13 protein-coding genes are annotated in these 13230 nt (G+C 51.9%); 4 read left to right on the forward strand and 9 right to left on the reverse strand.

All coding sequences use genetic code 11. The annotated features are described in order from the left end of the window. Positions 1–65 precede the first annotated feature (65 nt). Positions 66–1295: a GNAT family N-acetyltransferase gene (locus LGT44_RS01755; RefSeq protein ID WP_230330267.1), complete on the reverse strand. Its 1230-nt coding sequence runs from the start codon at positions 1293–1295 to the stop codon at positions 66–68. Positions 1296–1432: 137 nt separating this feature from the next. Between LGT44_RS01755 and LGT44_RS01760 the strand changes: the two genes are divergently transcribed. Continuing rightward, positions 1433–1891 carry an HIT domain-containing protein gene (locus LGT44_RS01760; RefSeq protein WP_145468381.1) on the forward strand — a complete coding sequence of 153 codons (459 nt, stop codon included), beginning with the start codon at positions 1433–1435 and terminating at the stop codon, positions 1889–1891. A gap of 21 nt (positions 1892–1912) precedes the next feature. After that, the gene (locus LGT44_RS01765) at positions 1913–2710 is read left to right on the forward strand and encodes a hydroxyacylglutathione hydrolase (RefSeq protein ID WP_230330268.1); all 798 of its coding nucleotides are present in this window, start codon (positions 1913–1915) and stop codon (positions 2708–2710) included. Positions 2711–2728: 18 nt separating this feature from the next. On the opposite strand, the gene LGT44_RS01770 is transcribed toward LGT44_RS01765, so the two are convergent. The 4 genes from LGT44_RS01770 to LGT44_RS01785 form a co-directional block, all read right to left on the reverse strand. After that, positions 2729–3493, reverse strand: coding sequence for an SGNH/GDSL hydrolase family protein (locus LGT44_RS01770; RefSeq protein ID WP_230330269.1), 765 nt, complete (start codon positions 3491–3493; stop codon positions 2729–2731). Beyond that, entirely contained in the window at positions 3490–4077 is a 588-nt protein-coding gene (locus tag LGT44_RS01775; RefSeq protein ID WP_230330270.1) for a uracil-DNA glycosylase family protein, read from the reverse strand. Before LGT44_RS01775 ends, LGT44_RS01770 begins: the two co-directional genes overlap by 4 nt. Before the next feature lie 172 nt (positions 4078–4249). After that, entirely contained in the window at positions 4250–4768 is a 519-nt protein-coding gene (locus tag LGT44_RS01780; protein ID WP_145468390.1) for an HU family DNA-binding protein, read from the reverse strand. A gap of 211 nt (positions 4769–4979) precedes the next feature. Beyond that, on the reverse strand, positions 4980–5798 hold the full coding sequence (locus LGT44_RS01785) for an SDR family NAD(P)-dependent oxidoreductase (protein ID WP_230330271.1): 819 nt from the start codon (positions 5796–5798) through the stop codon (positions 4980–4982). Between the two features lie 299 nt (positions 5799–6097). Here LGT44_RS01785 and aspS point away from each other — a divergent pair, with 299 nt between their 5' ends. Then, on the forward strand, positions 6098–7873 hold the full coding sequence (gene aspS / locus LGT44_RS01790) for an aspartate--tRNA ligase (protein WP_230330272.1): 1776 nt from the start codon (positions 6098–6100) through the stop codon (positions 7871–7873). A 69-nt stretch (positions 7874–7942) separates the two neighbouring features. Next, positions 7943–8284, forward strand: a complete 342-nt coding sequence (locus tag LGT44_RS01795) for a hypothetical protein (protein ID WP_230330273.1) — start codon at positions 7943–7945, stop codon at positions 8282–8284. Positions 8285–8335: 51 nt separating this feature from the next. Here the strand turns inward: LGT44_RS01795 and LGT44_RS01800 are convergent, their stop codons facing one another. The 4 genes from LGT44_RS01800 to LGT44_RS01815 all read right to left on the reverse strand — a co-directional run bounded on the left by LGT44_RS01800 (position 8336) and on the right by LGT44_RS01815 (position 13032). Further along, the gene (locus LGT44_RS01800; RefSeq protein WP_230330274.1) at positions 8336–9325 is read right to left on the reverse strand and encodes a lysophospholipid acyltransferase family protein; all 990 of its coding nucleotides are present in this window, start codon (positions 9323–9325) and stop codon (positions 8336–8338) included. Between the two features lie 198 nt (positions 9326–9523). Beyond that, positions 9524–10459 (reverse strand): acyltransferase, encoded by a 936-nt coding sequence (locus tag LGT44_RS01805; RefSeq protein ID WP_230330275.1) that lies wholly within the window; start codon positions 10457–10459, stop codon positions 9524–9526. Positions 10460–10593: 134 nt separating this feature from the next. Then, entirely contained in the window at positions 10594–11112 is a 519-nt protein-coding gene (locus tag LGT44_RS01810) for a hypothetical protein (protein ID WP_230330276.1), read from the reverse strand. 150 nt (positions 11113–11262) lie between these two features. Beyond that, positions 11263–13032: a phosphoethanolamine transferase gene (locus tag LGT44_RS01815; protein WP_230330277.1), complete on the reverse strand. Its 1770-nt coding sequence runs from the start codon at positions 13030–13032 to the stop codon at positions 11263–11265. Between the last annotated feature and the right edge of the window lie 198 nt (positions 13033–13230).

Consider the following 13230-nt stretch of genomic DNA (forward strand, 5'->3'; position numbering starts at 1 on the left):
TAGCTACGGTGCTGATTAAAAACTGTGGGACAGCAGCTCCGTTTTTTTATGGTTGTCGTTTAGCGTTAACGTTTAAACGGCAGCAGGCTGCGTGCCTGTTGCTCATAAATAATAACCTGAGCTTCTTCTTCCTGCGCAAAGTGCGCAACGGCCTGCTGGAATTCCGGCTGCATTAGCTGGTGATAACTGAAGGTGCTGACCGGTGTAAATCCACGGCTGATTTTATGTTCTCCCTGGGTGCCCGGATCAAAGCGCTGCAGGTTGTTTTCTATACAGAATTCAATGCCCTGATAATAACAGGCCTCAAAATGCAGACCGTCAATATCCTGCTGACAACCCCAGTAGCGACCATAGAGCGTCGTGTCATCAAAAAAATACAGGGCAGAGGCCAGAAGCTGGCCGTCTTTTTCGGCCTGTACCAGCAACATTTGTCGGGATAAATGTTGGCGGCATAACTGAAAAAACGTTTCGTTTAAATAACCCTGAGAGCGCCGGCGCCAATAGGTTAATTGGTAACACTGATAAAAAAAGTGTATGTCGGCGGCGCTGATATTATCGGCGGTTTTTTGCACAATATTGATGCCCATATCCTGCAGGCGCTGGCGTTCTTTACGCACATTTTTGCGTTTTCGGCTGGCAAAGGACTGCAGGTAATGATCAAAACTTATATAGCCCTGATTAAACCAGTGAAACTGACAGCCGCGCCGGCGTACCGGTGGCATTGCCTGCGTGGTTGCGGACTTACAAAGTGTATCCAGCAGCACTTTGTCGCCGGGAGCGACAAAGTTAAGGTGCCAGCCGGATAACTGCTGCGCTGAGCAAAATGCCTGTACAGCCTGTAATGCATCCTGCCAGACCTGCTGTACTTCTGTTTCTGACGTAGCGTTATGCAGCAGCCGGGGGCCACTTGCCGGAGTAAAAGGCGCGGCCCATAACAGCTTGGGATAATACTCCAGCGCATAGCGCTGATAAGCTTCGGCCCAGCTCCAGTCAAACACGTATTCGCCGTAACTGTGCGTTTTGCGATAGCAGGGAATGATTATTCCGGCTTCGCCCTGAGTATCAAAGTGCACCAGATACTGTACCTGCCAGCCGCTGTCGTGTTCATGGTCTTCGTTGTTGTTGTCCTCGTTGTTGTTGCCGCGGCTGCCGGAGCCAATGCAGCCGCTGTGTTCGAGGGCGGCGAGAAAGCGGTAATCAAGAAAGGGATAATCCCCCGCGCTGTTGCGTTGCAGTTTTTGCCACTGAGTTTCAGGGATGGCGCTAATGCTGGTGATCAGGTGGAAATCCTTCATTCAGAGCGATCCGTAGTCTTTGTGGGTTGCATATCAGTATCTGCGACAGAATATTTGTCAGCTTATCTGTGAAAGCAGTGACCTTGCGCAGTCTCAGGCCTATCATAATGACTGGAATAACTACTGCGGAGGGAATTATGTTCCGTCTTGATGAACGACTGCAATCGGATACCACGCTGATCGGCCGCCTGCCACTGAGCCAGGTGCTGCTGATGAATGACAGCCGTTACCCATGGGTGATTCTGGTACCGGCCCGTAACGATGTGTTTGAAATTTATCATCTGTCGGAAGAAGACCGGATGCAGCTGGCCAAAGAATCCAGCTGGGTGCTGGAAAAAATGGCCGATCATTTTTCTGCCAAATCCATGAACGTCGCCGCGCTGGGTAATGTGGTTGCTCAGTTGCATGTACACCATATAGCCCGTTTCGCTGATGACCCTGCCTGGCCGGGCCCTGTCTGGGGACACAGTCCGGCGGTGCCGTACAGTGCAGCAGCCCTGGAGGAGCGTGTGCATGAGCTGAAGAGTTTATTTTCCAGTCATTTTGTTGAAGACCTGCACGCTGAGGATGACGAAGAAAACAACGTCTATTGGTAATGTCTGAGCCGGAGAAACTATATGATTGTGTTACGCCGTTTTATGAATAACCCGCTCAGAAACTTTAATTATCTGATCGCCTGTGAAGAAACCCGTCAGGCCATTGCCCTTGATCCGCTGGATGGTGAAGGCATGGTGCAATTAGCCGCTGAACAGGGGTTGGATATCCGGCTGATTATTAATACCCATGAGCACCATGATCATATTGACGGTAATCCGGCGGTGCAGGCTGCAACCGGTGCGCCCATCTGGGCGCATAAAAATGCGCTGGGGAAAATCCCTAATCAGGCGCATGGTCTGGATGCAGGTGATGTGATTGAACTGGGTACGTTACGGTTTAATGTGTTGTTTACGCCCGGTCATACACCGGTGCATTTATGCCTGCTGGCACCGGTGTCGGAGCACGAATCTGTGCCGGTATTGTTTTCCGGCGATACCTTATTTAATGCCTGTGCCGGAAATTGTTATAACGGCGGTAATGTCGACACTATGTACGATACTTTTGTGTCGCAGCTACTGCCATTGCCGGATGAAACCCTGCTTTATCCGGGGCACGATTATATGAAAAATAATCTGGCTTTTGCCCTCGACCGGGAACCGGGTAATGCGATGGCAGGTTACTGGGCTGATCAGGTGTCAGCCTTTTCTCCGGATGATATGCCGGTGATGACGCTGGGGCAGGAGCGTGAATATAACCCGTTTTTACGTCTGCACGAGCCGCGTATCCGTGAGCGTTTGAAAGAAGAGCACTTTCCGCAGCTGGGCGACAGTGACCGTGATGTATTCCGGGCGCTGCGCAGCCTGCGGGATCAGTGGTAAAAGCGCACTCAGCTCTGGTCAGAGTAATGTGCGGATGCTGTCCGCAACCCCTTCACCCCAGCGGGCGTAGCCTTCAGCGTTGGGGTGATAACCATCTTCTGCCATCCATTGTGGCTGCAGCGGCAAGCTGATCGCCGCATGATGCCAGCCCTGCTTACTGCATAAGTGTCTTATTTGTTTATCCAGTTGCCAGGCGCGCAAACCAAGAAAGCGGTTCAGTGGGGCAGGCAGCGCAGGGAAATCCTGCATCGGCGGCACCTGAGTAAATACAACCTGAGTTCCGGCCGGCAGATGGGCTGTTTCATGCTGAATAATACGGCGCAGCTGGCGTCGCCATTGGTGGGCAGCAGTCAGGCCTGTGGTGTCATTCACGCCCAGGGTAATCAGCAACAGTGCTTTCTGATATGGCGCTTGCTCCGGGGCTTTATCTTCTTCTGCAATGATGTCTTTTAACTGTGCTGCGCGGATGCCGCTTTGTGCAATCGCCTGCCATTGCACCGCTAATTGTTCACTGGCCAGTGCCCGGGCAATGCAGGCGGTGAGGCCATTGCTGATGCTGCTGATACCTACGCCGGCGACGGTGCTTTCGCCAATATGACGCAGCAGCAGACTGTGCGCTGGCTGTTGTAATTTCGGTTCAGTGCCAGAGCGTATGCCGCTGGCTTCAGGCAGGCGCAGGGTATCGCGTTTAACGGTTTTTCCCTGATAAATAATCCAGGGCAATGCCGGCAGCAATGGCAAATACAGCAGATAGCTGAGCAGTAACGTCAGTCGTGATGTCATGGTGCGCTTTCCAGCAGGCGGCGAATACGTTGTTGCAGGGCAGGAATTGCCTCCTGCTCAAACCAGGGGTGTTTTTTCAGCCACAGCTGATTACGTGGTGAAGGATGCGGCAGGGCAAAAAAATCGTGGGGAAAATCCCGCCAGTGCGTAACGCGTTCGCTCAGGTTGCGATAATCATCGTTTAAATAGTAGTTCTGTGCATATTGCCCGATTAACAGCGTCAGGCGGATATTGGGCATGGCTGCCAGTAACTGCGCATGCCAATGCGGTGCACACTCCGGGCGCGGTGGTAAATCTCCGTTTTTACCTTTTCCCGGGTAGCAGAATCCCATCGGCATAATGGCGACTTTGCTGTCGTCATAAAACACATCATTGCTGATGCCCAGCCACTGCCGCAGTCGCTGGCCACTGGCGTCGTCCCAGGGAATTCCGCTGGCGTGAACTTTGGTTCCGGGTGCCTGGCCAATAATCAGCAGACGCGATGTTGCCGCCGCGCGGACAACCGGGCGTGGCCCAAGTGGCAGGTCAGCAACACAGCGGGTGCAATGTTCAATCTCGTTGAGCAGTGGAATTAACTCAGACATGTTCAGCGGCCAATGGCAGGTATCTGTGCATGGTGGCGTGTTCCGGAGCCAAAATCAAAAAACAGACCGGTGAAGTTCCGGGCAAAAAAAAAGCGGCCGGTATAAACACCGGCCGCTTAACGATGTGCCGGCTGCCCGGAAGCGCACCAGCCATTGCTGCATGGGCAATGGATTACATCGCCATGTCTTTCAGTTTCTTCAGTGGCAGAACTTTAACCTTGGTGCTCGCAGGCTTAGCTGCAACATCCATGGTTTCACCCGGACGGAATGGGTTCGGCACATTTTTGCGGGCTTTTTGCGCAGGTTTTTTGATGGTCTTGATTTTCAGCAGGCCTGGCAGAATGAATTCACCAACGGCACGTTTTTTCACGTGACGTTCGATCAGAACGGTCAGTTCTTCCAGTACAGCGTTAACGTCTTTACGGGCCAGACCAGTTGTTTCTGCGATTTCGTTCAGCAGTTGGGTCTTGCTGTATTTTTCAGCAATAGCAGTGGTCTTACGTGCTGCCGGTGCGGCTGCCTTGGCAGCAGGTGCTTTGGCTACGGCTTTTTTAGCCGCAGGCGCTTTAGCGACGGCTTTCTTTGCAGGTGCTTTGGCTACGGCTTTTTTAGCCGCTGGTGCTTTAGCAGGGGCTTTGGCAACCGCTTTTTTCGCAGGAGCTTTCGCCGCCGGAGATTTTCTTGCAGCCATGGTCTGATCCTTTTGGTTTTGTTGTTCCGGGTTCGGGCTTCTCCGTGGCAGGCTGACGTTGAGATGCTGCATATTATCGGAGAGGCCAGAGAATTCTTATGTAAAAAAAAGGGCGAGGCAAGCACCTGAGCCCTGTTTTTTCGGGGTTTTTCGTCACAAAACGTGATTTGCGACTATCTGATACGGTTTTTTGCGGAAATTCACCGGTCTTTTATGCCAGCTTTTTCAGTACCCAACCGAATATGCCACTGTAACGCACCGGGAACCAGCGTTGAATACGGTCCATCAGGCGGGCGTCAGCACCGATCAGAATACGGCGTTTTTGCTGTTTTACCCCACTGAGAATCACATCAGCGGCTTGTGCAGGGGTTGTGCGTGCCATCTTTTCAAACTCTGCAATCTGGGTGGCGTGGTCTTTCTCGCCAGCCAGAGAAGTTTTCATGCGGCCATTGCGGACGATGTTGGTTTTAATGCCGCCGGGATGCACGGTGGTGACAAAGACGTTGGTATCGGCCAGTTCCTGACGCAGGGATTCGGTAAAGCCGCGCACGGCAAATTTGGTCGCGTTGTAGGCGGCCTGGGTTGGCAGGGCAATGATGCCAAAAATACTGGAAATATTAATAATGGCGGCCTCTGGCCGGCTCTGCAGGTGTGGCAGGAAGGCTTTGGTGCCGTAGACCACGCCCCAGAAGTTAATATTTACAATCCACTCCATGTCGTCGTAACTCATATTGGCGACGGTTTCTGATAAGGCGACACCGGCATTATTGATCACAGCATCGACCTGACCATGGTCGGCGACCACCTGTGCGGCATAGGCTTCGAATGCATCGCGGTCGGCAACGTTCAGGGCGCAGAGGGTTACTTTGCCGTGGCCGCTCAGCAATGAGCGGGTTTCTTCCAGACCTTTCATATTGACGTCGGACAGTGCCAGGTGGGCACCTTCGCGGCTCAGCTGCTGGGCCAGTGCCCGGCCAATGCCGGAAGCTGCACCGGTGATGACAACAACTTTATTGGAAAATGACTGCATGGTTTGCTCCGCTGATGTTCTGCTGAAGTGAGGGATGCTCACGGCTGTTATTGTTTTAGGCTGTGCAGACTACCTGAGTGAGGAGGGGGCTCAAGGTGGATTTGTGACGATCCGCAGGGCTTTCTGCCATAACCGGCAGTGCCTTTGCTGCAGGTTGGGCCTGAGGTTGCAGGAATCCGGCTGCTGAGGTATCGGATCGCCGTTAAAATCCGTTATACTGCCCGCCTTTTATTTCCGGCCCGCCTTCTATTTACGGCCTGTCGGCAACTTCATTGACGATTCAGATGCAGGACCAAGCGATGCGCACACATTATTGTGGTGATATCAACGAAACCTTGATCGACCAAACCGTAACCTTCTGTGGCTGGGTGCATCGTCGCCGCGACCACGGGGGCGTGATTTTCCTCGACATCCGTGACCGCGAAGGTCTGGTGCAGGTGGTGTTTGACCCTGACACTGTGGATGCTTTCAATGCCGCTGACAGCGTACGCTCTGAGTTTGTTGTACAGATCAGTGGTCGCGTGCGTGGCCGCCCGGAAGGCACCACCAATGCCAATATGAAAACCGGTCTGATCGAAGTTCTGGGTAAAGAAATCACCATCCTGAACAAGGCCGCAACACCACCGTTCCCGCTTGATGGTTACAGCGATGTGGGTGAAGAGATTCGTCTGAAGTATCGCTTTATGGATATGCGTCGTCCGGAAATGCAGGACAAACTGCGCTTCCGTTCAAAGGTGACTTCGCATGCCCGCCGTTATCTGGAAGAGCAGGGTTTCCTCGATATTGAAACCCCGATCCTGACCCGCGCAACGCCGGAAGGTGCGCGTGACTACCTGGTGCCAAGCCGTACCCATGAAGGTTCTTTCTTCGCACTGCCACAGTCGCCACAGCTGTTTAAGCAGCTGCTGATGGTTGCCGGTTTTGACCGTTACTACCAGATCGCCAAGTGTTTCCGTGACGAAGACTTGCGTGCTGACCGTCAGCCGGAATTTACCCAGATCGACGTTGAGGCTTCGTTTATTAACGAAGACGACATCATGGGTATCGCCCAGGGCATGATCAAAGAAATCTTCCAGAAAGAACTGAATGTTGATCTGGGCGACTTCCCGCGTATGCCATATTCCGAAGCGATGAACCGTTACGGTTCTGACAAGCCGGATATGCGTATTCCGATGGAAATCGTTGATGTTGCTGAATTCCTGCAGGATATCGAATTCAAAGTCTTTGCTGCTCCGGCCAAAGATCCGAAAGGCCGTGTTGCTGCACTGAAAGTACCGGGCGGCGCTGAGCTTTCCCGTAAGCAGATTGACGATTACACCAAGTACGTTGGTATTTACGGCGCCAAAGGTCTGGCCTGGATTAAAGTCAACGAAATCGAAAAAGGTGTTGAAGGCCTGCAGTCGCCGATCATCAAGTTCATCGGCGACGATAACACCATGAAGATCATGGCCAAGCTGGAAGCGAAGAACGGCGATATCGTTTTCTTCGGTGCTGATAAAGCCAAGATCGTTAACGAAGCGCTGGGCGCACTGCGTTGCAAGGTTGCTGCCGATCTGAACATGTACACCTCTGAGTGGGCAGCATTGTGGGTTGTTGATTTCCCGATGTTCGAAGAGAACGACGATGGCTCTGTAACTGCACTGCACCATCCGTTCACCGCGCCAAGCTGTTCTCCGGAAGAGCTGGAAAAAGACCCGCTGAACGCGCTGTCCCGTGCTTACGATATGGTTCTGAACGGCTGTGAGCTGGGTGGTGGTTCTATCCGTATTCACGATCAGAGCATGCAGCAGAGTGTATTCCGCGCGCTGGGCATTTCTGACGAAGAACAGCGTGAGAAATTCGGCTTCCTGCTGGATGCACTGAAGTTTGGTGCACCACCACACGGTGGTCTGGCTTTCGGTCTGGATCGTCTGATTATGCTGATGACCGGCGCCAGCTCTATTCGTGAAGTGATTGCCTTCCCGAAAACCCAGTCAGCTGCTTGTGTGATGACTCAGGCTCCGGGTGCGGTTAATAACACCCAGCTGCGTGAGCTGCACATTAAACTGCGTGAAAAGCCAAAAGCTGCGGAATAATTCCGGCAGGCAGATGGATAAAAAAACGGGAGCGCAGGCTCCCGTTTTTTATGCTGCAAGGATATTCATATGGATAAGAAAATAAGTGCCAACCCGGCGTTGCTGTCGTTGTCGGAAGTTGCCAGTGAGGCACATTTGCGGATTCAGCAGGATTTCGCTGATATTAATCCGGTGATCGGGGTTATGCAGGGTATGCGCAGGATGGGGATTCCGGCCGACGTGATGAGTATTGATTGCTTACGGACGCGTAAACGAATTCTTATTGTGTTGCATGATGAACACCCGGGGCTGATTCAATATCAATATACCTTTATTGATCAGGACCCGGGAGATGACTATCAGGCGGTAAAAAATACCGACTTTAACGCAGATGTGCTGTATCACTGGATCAGTGAATACTTTATGAAATGAGATTTCTGAGCACACCCTCTGTCTTACAATTAAGCGTAAGAGGGCGGTCGTTCAGTACATTTTTGCTTCACCGGCCGGACGTTTTTTAAAGCGCTTATGCACCCAGAAGTACTGAGCAGGATAGTGGAGAATGGCTTTTTCCAGCTCCCTGTTCCAGGCTTCGCAGTCTTGTTGCGCATCGTTACCAAAGCCTTCCAGTTCATCACTGAATTCGTATTCGAAGTTACCATCGGCAAGACGATGCATACGCATAAATACCACGGCGGCGCCGCTTTCTCTTGCGATCCAGGTAGGCGTTGACAGGTTCGCGGCCTGAATGCCGAAAAAGGGAGCAAATAAATCAGACTTGCTGAAGTTCTGATCGCAACCGTACCAGGCCATGCCGCCGTCTTTCAGAAACTGAACCATGTCTTTCAGTTCGTATTTGGTAAAACCATGCACATGATGGCGGTGGCGCCCGTTGACAATCATACGGTTAATAACCGGATTGTCATGGGGGCGGTACATATAGCCGAGGGGGTAATCCCGTGCGACCCGGTCGGCGAAAATAGCCAGAATAAAATCGACGGCGGCGAAGTGGCCACCCATGATCAGTACGCCATTCCCTTTGGCGCGGGCGTTAAACAATTTATCCAGACCAATAACCTTTGCTTTGGCCGAATAACCGGACATGTCCCGCCACCAGGGGTGGGAGGCTTCCAGTGCACCTTTGGTCATTTCCACCATGTTTTCTTCAATCAGGGTTTCTATTTCTGCAGGGGATTTATCCGGAAAGCAGACACTCAGATTGCGGCGGCTTATGCGCGTACGGCTTTTCATTCTTTTGCTCAGCACGCGGCCGAGGCGGGCGCCCATTGCATGTTTGGTTTTAACCGGTAGCCAGGCCAGTGACCACATCAGCAGAACGATAATCCAGGCACTCCAGTATCTGGGTTTCAGCAGGGCGGGTGTAAGAGGAATCAGAGCAGATTTAATCATGTAGCGGTTGTTTTGACGGGTAAAAAAGCGGGATTTTAAATCATTCGGAACCTGTTGCTCCATATTAATTCCGGATTTGTTTCCGGGCGAAGGGCTGTATATAAATACCGCAAAAATTTTTTGGATAATATCGTACGGCCTCCCGCAGAGCGGTACGGAAGAAGGGCGATAATGCCGTGGGAGAATTGTTAAAACAAAAGCCGGCAATTACAGGAATTGCCGGCTCGCCTGATCGTGGTTCAGGACTGAGGAACTGAACTGCTACAAATGTTCAGCCTTCTGTCCGGCTAATACGGAAAGCTGTTCATCTTTTTTCAGCCATATTTCCGTTACCCATTGCTGGATTTCCAGGCGTAAGGCATCGTCATTCTGATAATCGCCTTTGCTGAAATGCGCAGGAATCGGCAGCTCTTCAATCTGTACCACGGCGTGTTTAAAGCGCCCACACATCATGTCCCAGAAGCTTGGAATACCTTGCGGGTAATAAATGGTGACATTGGTCAGGGCGCTGAATTTATCCCCCAGTGCCTGAATAGCAAAGGCCAGACCTCCGGCCTTGGGTCTCAGCAGGTGTTTAAAGGGAGATTGCTGGTCGCGGTGTTTGGCAACGGTAAAGCGCGTACCTTCGAGGAAATTCATCACGCTGGTCGGTGTCAGCGAGAACTTTTCGCAGGCTTTTTGAGTTTCTTTTAAATCATCCCCGGCTTTTTCCGGATGTTTGGCCAGAAACTGTTTGGAATAGCGGCGCATAAAAGGAAAATCCAGAGCCCACCAGGCCTGACCAACAATAGGTACATAGGCCAGTTCTTTTTTAATAAAGAATTTCAGCAGCGGGACTTTGCCGTGATAAATCTGATACAGCACAAAAATATCCACCCAGCTCTGGTGGTTGGCGCTGAGCAGGTACCAGTCTTTTTTACCCTGGCGTGACAGGCCGCGGATATCCCATTGCACGCGGTGAACATGATTGAGCCACCACAGAATACCGGCCAGCCAGAGGCTGGCGATGGCAGTAATAACAGGATTTGCCAGTTGTTGTGCCTGACGTGCTGGCAGGATGATGCGAAGCAGGATAAAGGCATAAAGAAATACACCAAGAAAAACGGTATGAATCAACAGCGCAAGCGAGCTGATGATACCTGCACAGGTTGTCAGGAAAGTGGGTTTTCCGGCGGAATGTAGTTCAGCTTTGCTCACGTTAGAGTCCGTATCCGGTGGGCGGTTAAGGGTGGTGGCTAATGTTAGATAAAGTGGCGGAGCGCGGCAATCCTATGTTGCGCTGAGGCTGTGTTGCATGCAGGACAATCTGTTGCGCCGCCTGTGCTGTTTTTTCAGAGGGCGTCGGGGCTTTGGTCATCAATAATCCGCGCTGGAGATTGCTCGGTAAATATCTGGCTATGTCCGTTACTGTGCGGAAAATAAGCAAGATTGATGATAACGCGCTCATAAAGCCAGTAAATAGCGTCCGGCTCTTCGACCCGGTAACGCTGTTGATAGCGGTATTGCAGCCAGCCATCCTGTAATTGCCATTGAACATAGTCACCGCTGCTGTGGCGCAGACAGATGGCACCATCCTGTTGCTGATAAAACAGAACCCGGTCCAGTTGCCAGCCCTGACTACCGACTTTTTTCAGGCGGAAACGACCATCGGGATAGCGCGAAGACGGGCGGTCATCGCCATGAATGTCGAGGCGTAATTGCTGGCCATTACCGAGTGGAATATGCGGGAGTTGTTGTATGGATGCGATCGCGCTGCGTTCAGGCTGGCTGTGTCTGAGTGATGCGTAGGGTTCACCGCGCTGCGATTTTTCCCATTGCTGACAATGAATCTGAACCAGATATGCACCCATAATATTGTCCGTTGGCCCGGCAGGCCTGATAAGCAGCGAATGATTGAGCGCATATTAACAGAAAGTTTGGCGGGGACAGAAAGTATGGCGGGGTTGGAGGGGCGACAAAGGCGAGGACAAACCGGGCCATAAGGCCCGGTGTGGTTTGTATTATTGGCTGGTTACCGTTGCGGCAGGCTGAGGGTTTTTCAGGGGTTTGTAGGCCAGCTTGCCATGCATGGTGCGGGCATTTTCCAGTGGCAGGTTGTAGTCGAAACTGAACAGGTCGCAGCTGCTGCAATAAGTTTCGCCTTCCATCTGGCTGCCACTCATGCCAATCACCGTGTCGAAGACAAAGTCATTAGGGTAGTACTGGCCGAGGTTGTGGCGCAGGGCTGCGGTTTTATCAGAATTTTGCTGCTGATAAGCCTTTGATAACCAGATCAGGGTCGGAGACTCGACCATATCGAAGGAGAAGTTGGCACTGGAGTGGCCGACGCCGCGCTCAATGTCTTCGGAATGATCGGCAAAGTACAGCAGGCCGCCAATGCCATCATTGCCCAGAGCACTCTGCAGATCGTCGATCAGGGTGCTGACAACATGGTCGTTGTACAGAATGCTGTTGTCATAGCACTCACGGGAGTGGCCGAGTCCGCCTTTGAATATGTGCGAGTACAGGGCATCCAACGGAGCAACTTCGTAGCGTTTGTATTCTTCCGGGTAACGCTCACAGTAATCGGTGTGGTTGCCCATCAGGTGAACAAATATCACCTGATTTTTACCCGCATCGCGTTGCGCCAGAATATCTTTATAGAGTGGCAAAAGAACGCCGTCCGGCTGATGATTTTTGTGCGACATACTGTGAAATTCAATATCGAAGGTCAGCTGTACATCCTGCGCTTCTTTGGCAATCAGACCGAGGATCATGTCATAGCTGTTGGACAGTGGCTGGTTACCCAGCCAGTGAGTCACAAAGCCAGCTTCGTTCATCAGTTCAACAATGCCCAGTGACTGGGTGTAGTGTTTATCATTTTTCTGATTGGCTGCGGTCAGGGCGTGGGACAGGGCTGCCATCGTACCGGGATAATTGGAGAAAGAATTATCGGCAATAAACAGGTTGCCCTCATCTTTCAGGCGCTGCAGGTTAGGGGTGGTGTCCAGCTCATAGCCGTAGACACCCATATGGTGTTTGTTCAGGGATTCACCGACAACCACCACATAGATCTCTCCCTGGCCTTTCTTGCTGATGCGGTAGTCTTTCTTGATATTGCGCTGGCTGAATTGCGCCATGCGCTCTTTGGTTGTGGTCATTTCTTTCTGATAGCTGACGTAAACATCCACCGGGTAGGTAAATAAGCCCTTTTCCAGCGGTGCCAGAGCAATCATCAGTATGCCCAGCAGAACATAGGTTGTGGCAGTTTTTATCGGCAGGGTTTTACGATCATTGCCAACATTGTGCTTAACGATCCAGACAAGGATGGCAACGGCCAGCAGCAGTGGTATTACTGACATTACGGATGTGAAGCTGGCGAGATATTCACTGGCTTCTGCACTGGTCGTCTGGAATACGGCAATAAAGCTGTCTTTGTTCATTGCTCCGCCCACGACCTGATAGTGCAGCAGGTAGGCAAGGGGGCCCAGCAATGGCAGGGCAATCAGCAGAAAGCCAAGAAAACGGCCGGCAAGAGTGCGCATGGGCAGAGCCATAAACAGGCTGGTTGCGATAGCGAAGACCAAAAGGTCGGTAACCGCACCGTAAGGGTAGATTTTACCAACGGAGATAATCGCAAGAATGACGCTGACAATTGCGAATGCGAGCATCAGACGGCTGACGCGGGGCTGGTTAAGAGCGGTGCCGCGTTTGATCAGTTGTGTCCATATGTAGACCGTCAGACCAACAAAAAGGAGTTTTACCGGAATTAAAGGAAATAAAGCTGACATGGTGCCCCTTTGGATTGGAAGTGTTGTCCGTAACGGGTATTGGAGCGCGGAATGTAATGAAAATGTCACCGGATTGCAAAGAAATGATCGTTCGCTTTTCGGGCTTAATAACGTGTCCGGGATTCAGCACCGGTTCAGTGACCAGCAGAGCTTGCCGCTCAGAGGGGCAGCCATAAAAAACCCGGCCTGAGCCGGGTT

This window comes from Thalassolituus alkanivorans (assembly GCF_020447205.1).
GTDB classification, from domain to species: Bacteria; Pseudomonadota; Gammaproteobacteria; order Pseudomonadales; family Oceanobacteraceae; genus Venatoribacter; species Venatoribacter alkanivorans.